The sequence below is a fragment of the Xanthomonas sp. NCPPB 3174 genome (assembly GCF_056725205.1).
On sequence record NZ_CM161517.1, the window covers coordinates 189,725 to 204,255 of the forward strand.

Genomic DNA, 14,531 nt, shown 5'->3' on the forward strand with positions numbered 1-14,531 from the left:
CCGCTGCGGTCGTGGGGCGCCGCGTGTGGCGGCGAGTGCCGACGGACGCGGCGTGCGTCGGCGAACCGGTGCGGAAACTTCTAGTCGCGCCGGCGTGGCATCGCCGTGAACGCCGTGTCTGCCCCATGCATGCGCGCCGCCCGCTCAGAACGCCAGTGAGGTACTGAACAACACCTGCCGCGGCGCGCTGCGCTGCAGCGTCTGGTAGTCGCCAGCGAACGCCGAGCCGGCGATGTTCGCGGTACCGATGTTGTGGCGATCGAGCAGGTTGCTCACGTCCAGGCGCAGTTCCAGGCCGGGCAGCGGGCTGTCCGCGCCAAGCGTGTAGGCCGTGTACGCGTTGACCTGCCAGAACGCCGGTACGCGCAGGTCGTTCTCGTAGGTGAAGGGCTGATGCAGGTACTCGGTGCTGGTGGCGCCGAAGCGCCAGTGGCGCACATGCGCCGACAGGTCGCTGACCAGCGACAGTTGCGGATAGCCGGGCTGCGCCTTGCCCTGGATCGGATAGACGTTGCCGTCGACGACCACGTCGCGGTCGTAGACCGAGCGCGCCAGCGCCACGCCCTGGTAGAACTGCAGGTGCGGGGTCAGGTCGGCGGTCACGCCCAGGTCGGCGCCGAAGGTGTGCATCTTCGGCATCACCTGCACGGTGTTGACCTGCGCGAACTGGGTGCCGACCGCGGCCGACAGCAAGCGGTGACGGATGTCGCCGTAGAACACGTCGGCGGTGACGGTGGCGCGGTCGAAGCGATGGGTGCCGCCGAGGGTGAGGTTCCAGTCCTGTTCCGGCTGCAGGTGGCGGGCGAGGCGGTCGAACGTGGCCTGGTCGGGGACGGTCCAGGCGGAGGCGGTGTAGCCGATGTTGCCGCGCTGGGCGACGCGGAAGCCGTTCATCGCGCTGCCCAGGTCGATGAAGCCGTCGGTCTGCGCGGTCGGGCTCCAGAACAGCGACAGGTGCGGCAGGAACGCGCTTTTGGCGCGCAGCGTGCCGGAGGCCGGCCGGTCCGGCGCATCGCCGACACCGCCACCGCTGGTGCGGAAATCCACCGCCTTGACGCCCAGGCCCAGTACCAGCGTGTCGCCCAGGGCGATGTCGTCGTGCACGTACACCTGGCGCGCGCGGGTCGTCCACTGCGAGCCGTTGTCGGTCTGGAACGCCGGGCCGTAGGTGTCCCACGGCCCGATGGTGCGCAGCGGCCGGCCTTGTCCCAGCAGCGGCTCGCTGTACCAGAAGGTCGCCGCGTCGGCGCTGGCGTGCTCCTGCCAGAGGCCGGCGCTGAGGGTGTGCCGGCCGAGCAGGTAGCTCAGGCTGAGCAGGGCGCCGCTGCGCTGCAGGTGCGGTGCCTGCACCTGCTCGGAGAACGGCGCGCCATTGGGCGAAGGCGTGGTCGGGTCGCTCAGCGTGGCGTGGGTGCGGCTGCGCGCGCTGTAGACCTGCACATGTCCGTTGAGCGCGTCGGAGATGCGGAAGTCGTGCGCGAGCGAGGCGATGCGGTCGTCGGTGACCTGACCGGTGTCGTACGGCAAGAGCCCGGCCAGCGTGCCGCAGCTGTAGACGCCGCAGGAGGCGCCGGCGTTCTGCGGCAGGGCGACGGCATAGGCCCTGGCGTAATCGGGATAGAAACTGTCGGCGCGCCAGCCGAGCTTGCCGAGCATGTCGAAGGACAGGTTGTTGTAGCCCCACATCGCCGCGTGGCTGGCCGACAGGAACACGGTGAACGTGCCCCAGGCCACGGCCTGCGTCGCCTTCAGGTCGCCGCGCAGGAAGCGCTGGGTGCCGCCACCCTGGTATTTGTCCGCACCCAGCCGCTGCAGGTCCACCTGCAGCTTCGGGCCGTTGGCGCCGAGCTGTCCGCTCTGCGCGGACACCGTGGTGACCTGGGTCGCGTCGCTGCCCACGCCCTGCTTGAGGCGCAGGCCGGGCATGTCCTTCGGTTCGCCCAGCCGATACTCCAGCGTGCCGCCGTTCGCGCTGCTGGAGAACACGCTCACTGGCGCCGCGCCGGGGCTGATGGTGATGGTGCCGATGGCATCCGGCACGCCGACGTTGACCACGCTGGTGCCGGTCAACGACAGGAAGCCGCTGTCGTTCAACGGCACGCCTTCGAAGGTGATGCCCATTTCGTTCATGCGGAACCCGCGCACGAACAGGCTGGTGGCGGAGACGTCCAGGCCCAGCCCGTCGGTGGCGGTGTAGCTGGCGCCCGGCACGGTCTTCAGCCGCGCCAGGCCGTTGCTGCCGGCGACGTCGGCGTCCATGTCGCCGGCATTGATGACGTAGCGGTTCGGGCCGACCACTTGCGTAGGCGCCACCGCCGCCGCATGCGGCGAGGCCACCACGTCCAGCGCGGACAACGTGGTCGGCGTGGTGTCGGCGTTGCCGCTGGCAGTCGCCTCCGCGGCGTGTGCCGAGGACGCGGCGAGGCAGGCGGTCAGCGTCGCGGACAACAACAACGGCGTGCACGCGCGCATGCGGCGATGCGGTGCGGGCGGCGGCAAGGCGGTGGCGCGGAGACGGGAGGAAGTCGCGTGCATGGTCGGATCCGGCGTGGAGTGGGAAGTGGTGGCGCAGGCGCGCACCCAGCGCTGGGCGGCGGCCTTGCGGCGACGCCCGGCTGGCTGTGCGTTTGCGATGGAAGGGCGCCGGCGGTGCGGCGCGGACCAGGGGACGTGGCGCGCGGCTTTGCGGCTGTTAGCTCCAATCGATGAAGGCGAACGGCGCATCCGCGCGACAGCGCGTGACCCGAGGTGGAGACAGCGGCGTGAAGCGATGCAGGGAATTCTTGCACCGCATGTGCGCTTGCACCATTGCGCGTTGGTACAGCGATGCGTGCCGCGCGTATGCGTTGCGATACCTGGGTATAGGGCATTCGTGACCCAGCGCGAAGAGGTCGGAGCGAGCGGACGTGAGGCGTGGACGAACCGACTACCCAGACATCCGCCAGCCTGCGATAAGCGCTGCCAGCCTCGCGGCCGGACACCATCGCCAGGCCTGCAGCCGCCTGTCGCCCATGACCTGCGACCTATTGACGACAGTTGTCGTCACGGGTAGCTTTGCCGACACTTGTAGTCATCGGAGTGGGCGGATGCGCCGCAAATCGATCGGGGACCAGGAACTGGCCCTGCTGCAGTACATCGCCGAGCACGGCGATACCAGCGTCGGCGAGGTCGCCGCCGGCTTCGGCGAGGCGCGCGGGCTGGCGCGTTCGACGGTGCTGACCATGATGGAGCGCCTGCGCGCCAAGTCCTATCTGCGCCGTCGCCAGGTGCAGGGCGTGTACCGCTATGCCGCCACCAGCGGCCAGGACGACGTGGTGCGCAGCGCGGTCGCCAGCTTCGTCGAGAAGACCCTGCAGGGCTCGGTCTCGCCGTTCGTGGCGTGGATGTCGCAGCGCGCCGAGGTCAGCGACGCGGAACTGGCGGAACTCGAGGCCCTGGTGGCCAAACTGCAATCGCAACGTCGGGAGGACTGAGCCATGCACAGCCTGTTGGGGACGGACGTGTTCGAGAGCCTGCTGTCGCGCCTGCTGGCGACCAGCGTGCAGACGCTGGTGCTGGTCGCGCTGATCTGGGCGCTGTGCCGCTGGCTGCCGGCCCTGCCGGCGGCCACGCGTTGCCGGCTGTGGTGGCTGGTCGCCGCGCAAAGCGTGCTCGGCCTGCTGTGGGCCGGCGCGGTGCAGTTGCCGGTACTGCCGGCAGCGCCGGCGCAGATGGCGACGGCACCGGCGGTCGTCGCCACGATGCCGGCGACCCCGGTACGCGCGGCAACATCGTCCGTGCAGGCCGCATCCGCGGCGCCCGCGCAACGCAACGTCAACGCGACTGCCGCTACCGCTGTCGCGCCGATCGCCTCGCCGCCGGCCGCGGCGGCCTGGCCCTGGGCGCAGGCGCTGGCCGCGTTGTGGCTGGCCGGCGTGCTGGTCTGCGCCGCGCACAGCGTGCTGGCCTACCGTCGCAGCCGCCAGCGCGCGCGCGCGGCGGCGCCGTGCACCGACGCCGCCCTGCTCGGCGCGTTGCGCCTGGCCGCCGAGGCGCATGGCCTGCGCGAGCCGCCGCAGTTGCGGCTGTGCGCGCACATCGATTCGCCGCAGCTGATCGGCCCGTGGCGGCCGGTGCTGCTGCTGCCGGCGCGGCGCATGGACAGCCTGCGCGCCGACGATCTGGACATGGCACTGACCCACGAACTGGTGCACCTGCAGCGCCGCGACCTGTGGTGGGGCCTGCTGCCGGCCGTGGCGCAGCACCTGTTCTTCTTCCATCCGCTGGTGCATCTGGCCAACCGCGAGTACGCCCTGGCCCGCGAGGCGGCCTGCGATGCGGCCGTGGTCGCCGGTCACGGCCATTGCCGTCACGACTACGCGCGGCTGCTGGTGCAGCTGGGCGTGGCGCCGCGGCCCAGCGCCGGCGTGGCCAGCGCCTCGCCGACCTTCCTGAGCCTGAAACGGAGATTGCAGATGCTGCAGACCACGTCCGCTTTTCCGCGCCTGGGCGCGGCCCTGATCCTGACCGCGGTGACCGTGCTCGGCGTGATGCCACTGCGCCTGGTGGCGCAGCCCGGTCATGCGGCGGCGAGCGCGGCGCCGACCCGGCCGGCGCGCACGCCGGCGCCCGACGTGGCGACCGACGTGGCGACCGACGTCGATGCCGGCACCGAAGCCGCGGCCGATGCGGCTGCCGCGGCCGCCGAGGCGGCGCAGACCGCCGCCGATGCTGCCGGCGATGCCGCCGCGCAGGCGGCCGACGTGGCCGATGCCGCGCGGGAACGTGGACGCGAGGCGGCGGCGGCTGCGGCCGAAGCTGCCGAAGCTGCCGAAGCGACCGACGCGGCGGACATGGGCGATGCCGCGCGTGCCGCCGACGTGCCCGCCGCGCCGCTGCCGCCGCGTGCGTCCAGGGCGGCCAGGGTGGCGGCAGCGACGCCCGCGCAGCCTGCACCGCCGCCGGTCGCGCCGCTGCCGCCGCCCGCGCCGCTCGCGCCGCCGGCACCGGCGGTCCCCGCTGCGCCGCCGGCCATCGGCTCGCGGATCAGCACGCGGTCGGTGCAGAAGATCCGCAACGGTCAACTCGAACAGTCGTATGTCCGGGTCAAGGGCAACCATTCGACGATGAGTGGCAGCAGCGACGAACTCGCCTCCATGAAGCGCGAGACCCAGGGCGATGGCCTGTGGTTCCGCCGCGGCGGCAAGCGCTATGTGGTGCACGATCCTGCGTTGCTGGCCCGCTTCGACGCGCTGTTCGAGCCGATCGGCAAGCTGGGCGCGCAGCAGGGCGAACTCGGCAAGCGCCAGGGTGCACTGGGCCGCGAGCAGGGCGAGCTGGGCCGGGAACAGGGCAAGCTGGCGCAGGAGGCCGCAGCGCGGGCGCTGGCGCGCATCGACATGGACGCCGTTGCTGCCAAGGCGCAGGCGAATGCACAGGCAGCGCTTGCGCAGCGCCAGGACGCGCTGTCGGCGAAGATGCGCGCGCTCGGCGAACAGCAGGCCGCGCTGGGCCGGCAGCAGGGCGAACTGGGGGCACGCCAGGGCGAATTGAGCGCGCAACTCGATCGCGAGGTCGACCGCCTGTTCGATGCGGCCATCGCCGCCGGCAGTGCGCAGCGGCTGGAGTGATCCGCCGGCCGCGTTCCGCGCCTATGCCGACGCGGCCGCCGCCAGCGCGCGCTCCTCGGCCTCGGCGGCGACCAGGCGCTGCAGCAGCAGCGCCAGCGTGACCACGTCCTGGTGGTTGTGCGCGGCGACGCGGCGCAGGTTGCGCGCGTTGCCGCCGCGCAGGTAGCCCAGCCACGCCGCCGGCGCTTCCGAGCCCGGCAGATCGTCCTCGCGCACTACCCGCAGCAACTGCCGCTCGATGGTGGCGAGCTTGCAGTTCTCCCAGGTGCCGCGGTAGCGGCGGCGGGTGGGATGCAGCAGGTCCACGTGGTCCAGCGCCGACAGCGGATCGGCGCAGCGCGCCAGCCGGTAGCGGGTCTTCAGCAGCGGCGCGTCGTAGCAGCGGCCGTTGTAGCTGGACAGCACGGTGCCCGGCCGCAGCCAGGCGCGGAACGCCTCCAGCATCGCCTTCTCCGCGCCCATCGTGGCCATCAGCAACTGGCGGATGCGCAGGCCCGGGCCATCGGCCGGATGCACGGTCCAGTCGGCCGCGCCGATCATGAAGGCGCGGGTGCCGGTGCCGCCGGCCAGGCCGGTGGTCTCGGTGTCGAAGAACAGCAGGTCGGTCGGTTCCACCGCATCCTCGCGGCGGGCGAAGGCCAGCGACAGCGCGCTGGCGGGCACCGGCTGCGGCAGGAACGCCTCGATCAGGTGCAGCCCGGGCGCGATCTCCACCCCGGGCAGGTGCCGGTCCGGCGCCGCTATCGGCCTGCGTGCGGCCGCCGCCGCGGCGGGCGCGACCGCGCGCTCGCGCAGGCCGAGCAGGCGCCGCAGGGCGGACACATCGGTGCCGCCGCGGTCGAACGGGGCGATGGCGATGGGCGGCGCCACCGCGGTGTCGGTGCCGCCGCTGCGCGGGGCAGCGGATGGCATGCGTGCGGCCGTCGGTGCCGGGTGCGATGCGACCTCGCGCGGCTGCGGCGCTGTCTGCCGCGGCGCGTGCGTAGGCGTCGTCGCCACAGCGTCCGTGCGCGACGCGCGAGGCGCGTCGGCTGCGGTGGGATTGCCGGAGGACGCCGGCGTGCGCTCGGCGCTGGCATCGCCGGCCTGCCGGCGCAGCGCGCGCAGGCGCTCCAGGCTGATGCTCATGCGCTCCACTCCGGCAGCGCGTCGGCATCAACGTCGGCGGCGAGCGTGGCCGCGTCGGGCGCATCCAGCGCCGCGTCGTCCTCGCCGTCGAGCAACAGGCGCAGCACGTGCAACGCCAGCGCCCGCGGCGTGGTCGCGCTTTCCTCCTGCGCCGCCAGCACCGGGCCGACGCAGGCCGGGCAGCCGGCCACGCAGTCGCAGCCCTGCACCAGTTCGCGCGCGCGCTGCACCAGTTCGGCCTGGCGCCGCCACAGCGGCTCGCTCAGGCCGACGCCGCCGGGGAAGTTGTCGTACAGGTACACGGTGGGCACGAACTGCTGCAGTTCGACGCTGGCCGGCTCGCCGCTGTCGCCGCCACGCAGCTGGCCGCGGCCCTTGGCGTCGGCCACCGCGAACCAGGCGCCGTCGCCGTCGCCCACCGCCTGCTGCAGGTCGCGCGCATCGGCCATCACCGCCACCGTGGCCACCACGTGCAACGCGTAGGCCGCGCCCAGGAAACCGTCCAGCGCGTCCTGCTTGCTGCCGAACGCCTTGAGCAGGGTGGCCTGCGGCAACTGCCACCACACCGCGGTGGTGTGCAGTTCCTGGTCGGGCAGGTTGACCGGGCCGTAGCCGATGTTCTCGTGGGTGTAGTAGCGGATCTTCTTGTAGCCGGCCACGCGCCGCACCACGTGCACCTCGCCGTGGTGCGCGTCGCCGCGCCCGGCTGCGCCGCCGTCGAAGCGGTCCAGCACCTTGAGCTTGGTGAAGTCGATGCTGTCGGTGTAGTAGTCGACGTGGGTGCGGGTGACGTAGGCCTTGCGCCCTTCCCAGTCCAGCTTCTCCACCTGGTAGGGCGTGCTCTGCACCATGTGGATGGCGCCCTCGTACAGGGTCAGCGCGGCGGCGGAATAGTCGACCTCGGCGATGATCTGCTGCTTGCCGTCGGTCTTGTCCACCACCACGAAGTTGCCGTCGGCCACCGAGCGCAGGCTCACCGCATTGGCCGGGTAGCTGTCGGCGATCCACTCCCAGCGGTCGCCTTCCTGGTGCACCACCTCGCTCTCGGCCAGCGCTTCCAGGAACACCGCCGGGTCCACCGGGCCGAACGCCTCGCCGGCGACGAAGGTCAGCTCGAACGCGGCGCAGCGGATGTGGTCGAACAGGATCAGCGGCTGGTCCGGGGCGATGCGCGCGTGCTCGGGCGAGGCGTCGGCGAAGAAGTCCGGATGCCGCACCACGTACTGATCCAGCGGCTGCGAGCTGGCCACCAGCACGCCCAGCGCCGGCTGCTGGCGGCGCCCGGCGCGGCCGAAACGCTGCCAGGTGGCGGCGACGCTGCCGGGGTAGCCGTTGAGCACCACCACGTCCAGCGCGCCGATGTCCACGCCCAGTTCCAGCGCCGAGGTGGAGACGATGCCGTCGATGCTGCCGGCGCGCATCGCCCGCTCGGCCTCGCGGCGCTCGCTGGGCAGGTAGCCGCCGCGGTAGGCGCGGATGCGCGGCGGCTTGCGCGGGTCGTGGTCGAAGATGTCCTTCAGGTACTTGGTCAGCACCTCCACCATCAGCCGGGTCTGCGCGAACACCAGGGTCTTGAGCCCGGACTTGATCGCGATGCGGGCGATGCGGTTGCTCTGCGAGCGCGCCGAAGCGCGCAGGCCCAGGTCGGCGTTGACCACCGGTGGGTTCCACAACAGCACGTGCTTGTCGCCGCTGGGCGCGCCGGAATCGGTGATCGCGTGCACGCGCTGCTCGATCAGCGCCTCGGCGTGCGCGCGCGGGTTGCCGATGGTCGCCGAGCACAGGATGAACTGCGGCGTGACGCCGTAGAACGCGCAGATGCGCTTGAGCCGGCGCAGCACGTTGGCGACGTGGCTGCCGAACACGCCGCGGTAGGTGTGGATCTCGTCGATCACCACGTAGCGCAGGTTCTCGAAGAACTGCGCCCACTTGGTGTGATGCGGCAGGATCGCCTGGTGCAGCATGTCCGGGTTGCTGACCACGATGTCGCCGTGCAGGCGGATCGCCTGGCGCGCATCGCCGGGGGTGTCGCCGTCGAAGGTGAAGGCCTTCACCCCGAGGTCGCCGGCGCGGTTGAGGTCCAGCAGCTCGGCCACCTGGTCCTGCGCCAGCGCCTTGGTCGGGAACAGGTACAGCGCCTTGGCCTGCACGGTCATCGCCGCGGCCACCACCGGCAGCGTGTAGCACAGCGACTTGCCCGAGGCGGTAGGGGTGACGATGGCCACGTGCTCGCCGCGCTGCGCCGCGTCCCAGGCCTCGGCCTGGTGGCTGTACAGCTGCGTGATGCCGCGTTCGCGCAATGCCGCGGCCAGCGCCGGTGGCACGTCGTCCGGGATCGGCGCGTAGCGGCCGGCCTGGCCGGGGATGGTGAAGCTGCCGGTGATGCGATCGTGATAACGCCGCTCCAGCCGCGCGCTGAGCAGGGCGCCATCGCGCGAGGGCACCCCGTCGGTGGTGGACAGGGCGCGCTCGGCGTCCTCGGTGCGCGGGGCTAGGGCGTGGGCGGGCATCGGCACGGCTCTCAAAGCGGAACAGGGAAGCGAAATCGCGTCTCAGGGTATGAGACGGGGCCCGCAGAGGCGAGGAGAGCAGATGAGCGGATTCAGGCGGGGCGGTTGCGGGTGCGTCGCCCATGTGGAGCAGCGCCATCGGCGCGCTGCTCCGGTGGCCTTGCACGCGTTGTCGTCCTCGACAGGTATCCTGTCGTCCCCCCCGGCACCGGCGGCCCCTGTCGCCCACTGTTCCTGTCCGTGTCCGCTTCCGCGCTTCCCCCGCACTACCGCACCGCTGCCGCCCGCCGCGCCGACCTGTTCGTCCATGCCGCCGGCCTGCTGCTGGCCGTGGTCGGCGGCGCGCTGCTGGTCTGGCGCGCCCATGCCAACGATGCGCTGATCCTGGCCACCAGCATCTACGCGCTGGGGCTGCTGACCATGTTCGCCTGCTCGGCGGCGTACAACTTCGCCCCGCCGCAGCGCCAGCCGGTGCTGCGCAAGCTCGACCACGCCGGCATCTTCGTGATGATCGCCGGTTCCTACACGCCGTTCTTCGTGCTGGCGCTGTCCGGCGCCTGGGTCTGGTCGATGACCCTGGCGGTGTGGGGCGTGGCGCTGTTCGGGGTGTTCGCCAAGCTGTTCCTGCCCGGCATCGCCAAGGGCTTCTGGGTGGCGATCTACCTGCTGCTGGGCTGGGCCGGGATGGCCGCGGTCAAGCCGATCGTGGCCGGGCTGGACACGCCGGTGCTGTGGCTGATCGCCGCCGGCGGCGCGATCTACACGGTGGGCGTGGCCTTCTACGTGCGCAAGTCGATGCTCTACAACCGCGCGATCTGGCATGCGCACGTGCTGGGCGGCGCGCTGGCGCACTGGTGCGCGATCTGGCTGTGCCTGCGCCCGCTGTCGCCGACGTGAACGGCGGTGGCGACGCGCTAGAGATGGCCGCGCCGCGTCCGTAAGCTCGGGCGCCATGGACAGCATGGACACAGCGGATTCGATCGGCCGGCGCCTGCGCGCGGTGCTGGCAATCGCATTGCTGGCGGCGTGCGCGCAGGTGCAGGCGCAACAGGCCGCGTCTGCGAACGATGCCGCTGCGACGCCCGCACCGTCCGTCGCGATGCCGCCGGCCACCGACGCTGCCAAAGACGACATCCAGACCCTGGGCGAAGTACGCGCGCTGCCGCCGGACGAGGGCGAGCCGCTGGACCTGTACCGCTTCAAGAATCCGGTGACCCCGCCGCCCAACCGCTTCGACAAGGACTGGCGTCCGCCGCCCTCGGTGGAACAGGTCAGCCAGAGCGGCGGCTACATCGCGCTGGGCGTCTACTACCTGGCCGGCAAGGCGGCCAAGGGCCTGCACGCGCTCACCGGCGGCCCCGACCAGGTCCAGGCCGCCGTCGCGCGACCGCCGCCGCAACTGAGCGAGGCCGAGCTGCAGCGCGCCATGAAGGTGTGCGCGGAACAGGGTGGGGGTTGCGCGGCGGGGCAGTGAGATGCGCGCCGTGCGCGCTGGCCGGCTCGGCCGCCTCAGCTGCCGGCGTCTTCGAATCGCAGGTCGTTGATGCCAAGTTCTGCGACGCTGCCGTCGAAGGTGCCTCCGCGGAGTTTCTCTCGAATCCGCATACCGGCTTTGCGCTCCGCGCAGTGCATGCCCTGTTGCGGAGGTCGCTTTGCCCTCAACGCCCGCCGCGCGTATAGCCTTCCAGTTGGTCGGCGCGGGAGCTGATCCGGCGCAGGGTGGCTTCGGCGCTTTGCAGACCCGCCTCCTGGCCGCGGGCGCCGAGCGCCCGGTCCAGGTTTGCGGCCTGGTCGTTGGACTGCTGCCAGGTGTATTGCGCATCCATCAGCCGGGAGCGGTCCATGCCGCTGAGGCGGTAGCGCAGCTTGTCGTAGGCGCGGTCCAGGCGTTCCTGCTGCACGCGCTGTTCGCGCTGGATGCAGCGGCGGTTCTCGTCCAGGCCCTGGGCCTGCTTGCGGCAGTCGTGGTAGGTGGCGGACAGGCCATCGCTCGGGGCACCGGCTTCGGCGCCGGCCGGCGGCGTCTGCTGCAGTTGCTGCTGCATCTGCTGGATCTGCTCGGCCTGCTGCTGCAGCAGGCGTTGCTGTTGCTGCAGTTGCGCGTCGCGCGGGTCCATCTGCTGCGCGGCGGCGTTGCCGCACACGCCAGCGACCACCGCGGCGATCAGCCATGCGCGCAGCCGGCGCTGGCCCTGGGTTCCCTGGTGCTGGTGCATCGTCCTTCTCCTTCGATCGGCAACCGATCCTGCCGCGCGCCGCTTCGCCGGTGCGCGGTCGAGGTGGCGCCAAGCATACGGGAAGGCCGTGATGGCTTCATGGCACGGCGATGGGTGCGCTCAGCGGGGAGACGCCGCGTTCGTCGAAAGCTTCGACGGCGAACACGTAGTCCTGGTCGACGTTGAGCGCGCGGAGTTCCAGGTCGGTGCCGCGGTCGGCGAACACCTGGTAGGTGAGGGTGAGGCGGTCGGCGCGCAGGCCCCAGCGCACGTTGTAGCCGACGGCGCCGGGTACCGCCTGCCAGTGCACGCGGGCGTTGCGGCGGTCGGCCTCGCGCTGCGCGACGACGCCGGTCGGCGCCGGTGGCGGGACGCCGTCGGCGTTGCCGAACACGCGCAGGTCGCTGATCGCCAGGTGCGCGGCGCCGACGTGACCGTGCAGGTAGCGGATGTAGCGGGTGCGCACCGGGGTGGGCAGTTGCAGGTAGGCGTTGGGCCGGTCGCGGCGGTCGGCACCGTCGCCGACCTCGGCCAGCGGCAGCCAGTGGCGGCCGTCGCGCGAGTGCTGCAGCCGGAACGCGGTGTAGATGTCCGGCGCATCGCCGTAGCGGCCGGCGCGGTAGTCGGCGAAGTTGACCTGCACGGCGCGAACGTTGCGTTGCCCGCCCAGGTCCACGGTGAGGGTCTCGCCGGGCGCGTTGCGCGCGGCGACCCAGTAGCTGCGCGGGTCCTCGTCGGTGGCGCGGTCGGCGGCGAAGCCGTCCAGGGTGGACGAGGCGCTGGCCGGCTTGCGGTAGGACAACAGCATCCAGCTGGTGAACAGCGCCTCCGGGTCGGCCACCGGGCCGTCCGGCATCCAGTGCGGGAAATCGCCGAAGCGGGTGGACACGCGCATCTGCCCGTCGTCGGCGAACGCGGCCGGGAACAGCACGATGCGCCGTTCGAAGGTCCAGTTGGCGCCGATCCAGGCGGTGCCGCTGTTCCACCAGTTGCCGTGCGCGTCCTGGAAGGTGGAACCGTGGCCGGCGCCCTGCATGAAACCGCCGGGCTTGTACGCCACCGGGTTGTAGGGTGCGTAGACGAACGGGCCGAGCGGGTGCTCGCCGACGTACACGCCGTTGGCGTAGGCGTTGTACTCGCTGCCCGGCGCGCCGTACTGCAGGTAGTAGCGGCCGCCGGTCTTGGTCATCCATGCGCCTTCCAGGAAGCTGCCGATCGGGCTGCCGTCCGGGAAGCGGGCGCCGCGGTGATCGGGGCCGAAGCGCTCCCAGCCGTGCTGCGCCGGGTCCAGCGCGAGCAGCGGCGTCGGCACGCCGCGGAAGGCGAAGCTCTGCGCACTGCGGTCCATGGCGATGCCGTACAGCGGGTAGCGGTCCGACGAGCCCCAGTACAGGTACCACTGGCCGTCGTCGTCGATGAACAGGTCCGGATCCCAGGGGCCGGGCGGCACGTCGCTGAGCGGGCGGCCCTTCATCTCGGTGCCGATCGGCTGGGCGCGCGGCAGCGTGGGCAGCAGCCGGGTCAGGAAGTCGAGCTGGCCGCTGGCCGGGTCGCGGGTCTGCAGCAGCGGGCGCGGTTCGAAGGCCGACTGCATGATCACCAGGCGGTCGCCGTCGGCGACCACCGCCGGCGCGACGATGCTCTCGAATGGCCAGCGGCTTGGCGTCACGAATTGCCAGTCGAGCAGGTTGGGGGAGCGCCAGTAGCCGTCGGCCAGGGTCTGGAACAGGTAGTAGGCATCGCCGAAGCGCACGAACACCGGGTCGGCACCGGTGCGGTAGGAAATGCCTTCGTTCAACTGCTCGAAGTTGTAGCGGTAGTCCAGGTCGATCGGGTTGGCGTAGCTGCGCGCGCCCGGCGCCTGCGCCGCGGCCAGCCCGGCGGACGCCAGCAGCGCCAGCGTTGCGAATGCTTTGAACATGGCGATGGCCTTCCCCCCGTGACGGCGGCGGCTACCGTAGCAAACGCGGTGGCGGGGCGCGATGCGGTTGGGCCCGCCGCCGCGGTTACCATGGCGCCGACCATTCGCCGCTGCCGCGCGGCGGCCGCTGTGACTTCTCTTGCCGATCGTCGACGCCATGATTGCCAACGCTTTGCCGCGCCGCCTGCTGCCCTCGCTGCTGTCGTGCTTGCTGTTCGCTGCCGCTGCTGCCTACGCCAACGACAGCAGCATCGGCGACGCCAATGGCTCCATTGAGCTGATCCGCCAGCCGGACATCCGCATGAGCAAGGAAGACCTGTTCATCAGCGAGGATCGGGTGCAGGTGGACTACGTGTTCACCAACACCAGCACGCGCGAGCTGCTGGTGCCGATCGCTTTCCCGATGCCGCCGATGTACTTCGGCATGGCCGACCACAGTGCGCTCACCGACTTCAAGCTGTGGGTGGACGGCAAGCCGGTGCGCACCGAGCGCCGGCTGGTGGCGAAGCTTGACGGCAGCGACATCTCGCGTGCCTGGGCGGCCAGCGGCTGGACGCCGGACGACTTGGCCGAGTACGTCGAGAGCGGCAACGTCCCGGCCGGCCGCAAGCCGCTGCCCGCGCGCTGGTTCGATGCGGACGGGCAGCCGCGCTTCACCCTCAGCGAATACTTCGTCTGGCAGCAGCGCTTTCCCGCCGGCGGCACGGTGGCGATCCGCCACAGCTACGTGCCCAGCGTCGCCACCGGCGTGCCGATGCCCGCCAGCGATCTGATCGGCGAGTACGCCAAGCCCACCTGCCTGGACGCCGCCACCCAGCAGCGCCTGCGCCGCCGCGCCGGCGCCAACGGCCTGCAGTGGAGCAACCTGCGCTACGTGCTGCGCACCGGCGCCAACTGGAAGGGGCCGATCCAGGACTTCCACCTGACCCTGAAGAAGCGCACCCCCGGCGACCTGCTCAGCCTGTGCTTCGACGGCGACCTGCAGCGCACCGATGCGCTCACTTTCGAGTTCCGCCAGCGTGATTTCATGCCCGACCGCGACCTGGACATTCTGTTCCTGCGCTGATCCGTTGCCGGCACCCGCCGTGTCCGGTCGCACCGAAGCCGACACCCGGCTGAACGCCGATGCGGCGCGATCGGCAGTTCT

Annotated in this window: 9 protein-coding genes and 1 pseudogene; 5 read left to right on the forward strand and 5 right to left on the reverse strand. The window is 71.7% G+C overall.

Features of this window, described 5'->3' with window-relative positions:
* Positions 1-144: 144 nt before the first annotated feature.
* A complete protein-coding gene (locus AC1PK7_RS00820; protein ID WP_481100817.1) occupies positions 145-2,472 on the reverse strand; it encodes a TonB-dependent receptor in 2,328 nt (775 codons plus the stop codon).
* Between the two features lie 614 nt (positions 2,473-3,086).
* On the opposite strand from AC1PK7_RS00820, the gene AC1PK7_RS00825 reads away from it, so the two are divergent.
* The gene (locus tag AC1PK7_RS00825) at positions 3,087-3,473 is read left to right on the forward strand and encodes a BlaI/MecI/CopY family transcriptional regulator (protein ID WP_481099543.1); all 387 of its coding nucleotides are present in this window, start codon (positions 3,087-3,089) and stop codon (positions 3,471-3,473) included.
* Between the two features lie 3 nt (positions 3,474-3,476).
* Positions 3,477-4,409: pseudogene (locus AC1PK7_RS00830) on the forward strand (M56 family metallopeptidase); the annotation flags it as partial.
* Positions 4,410-5,630: 1,221 nt separating this feature from the next.
* Here AC1PK7_RS00830 and AC1PK7_RS00835 read toward each other — a convergent pair.
* Together AC1PK7_RS00835 and AC1PK7_RS00840 are read right to left on the reverse strand one after the other, a co-directional pair.
* Positions 5,631-6,737: a ribonuclease H-like domain-containing protein gene (locus AC1PK7_RS00835; RefSeq protein ID WP_481099544.1), complete on the reverse strand. Its 1,107-nt coding sequence runs from the start codon at positions 6,735-6,737 to the stop codon at positions 5,631-5,633.
* Complete coding sequence (locus tag AC1PK7_RS00840) at positions 6,734-9,247, reverse strand: DEAD/DEAH box helicase (RefSeq protein ID WP_481099545.1); 2,514 nt, start codon at positions 9,245-9,247, stop codon at positions 6,734-6,736. Before AC1PK7_RS00840 ends, AC1PK7_RS00835 begins: the two co-directional genes overlap by 4 nt.
* Before the next feature lie 234 nt (positions 9,248-9,481).
* Between AC1PK7_RS00840 and trhA the strand changes: the two genes are divergently transcribed.
* Together trhA and AC1PK7_RS00850 are read left to right on the forward strand one after the other, a co-directional pair.
* The gene (gene trhA, locus AC1PK7_RS00845; RefSeq protein ID WP_481100818.1) at positions 9,482-10,144 is read left to right on the forward strand and encodes a PAQR family membrane homeostasis protein TrhA; all 663 of its coding nucleotides are present in this window, start codon (positions 9,482-9,484) and stop codon (positions 10,142-10,144) included.
* A 64-nt stretch (positions 10,145-10,208) separates the two neighbouring features.
* Positions 10,209-10,721 (forward strand): hypothetical protein, encoded by a 513-nt coding sequence (locus tag AC1PK7_RS00850; protein WP_481099546.1) that lies wholly within the window; start codon positions 10,209-10,211, stop codon positions 10,719-10,721.
* 184 nt (positions 10,722-10,905) lie between these two features.
* Here AC1PK7_RS00850 and AC1PK7_RS00855 read toward each other — a convergent pair whose 3' ends face one another.
* On the reverse strand, positions 10,906-11,463 hold the full coding sequence (locus tag AC1PK7_RS00855; RefSeq protein ID WP_481099547.1) for a lysozyme inhibitor LprI family protein: 558 nt from the start codon (positions 11,461-11,463) through the stop codon (positions 10,906-10,908).
* Between the two features lie 97 nt (positions 11,464-11,560).
* Entirely contained in the window at positions 11,561-13,384 is a 1,824-nt protein-coding gene (locus AC1PK7_RS00860) for a family 43 glycosylhydrolase (RefSeq protein WP_481099548.1), read from the reverse strand.
* Positions 13,385-13,541: 157 nt separating this feature from the next.
* Between AC1PK7_RS00860 and AC1PK7_RS00865 the strand changes: the two genes are divergently transcribed.
* Positions 13,542-14,450: a DUF4424 family protein gene (locus AC1PK7_RS00865; protein ID WP_481099549.1), complete on the forward strand. Its 909-nt coding sequence runs from the start codon at positions 13,542-13,544 to the stop codon at positions 14,448-14,450.
* The last annotated feature ends 81 nt before the right edge of the window (positions 14,451-14,531 follow it).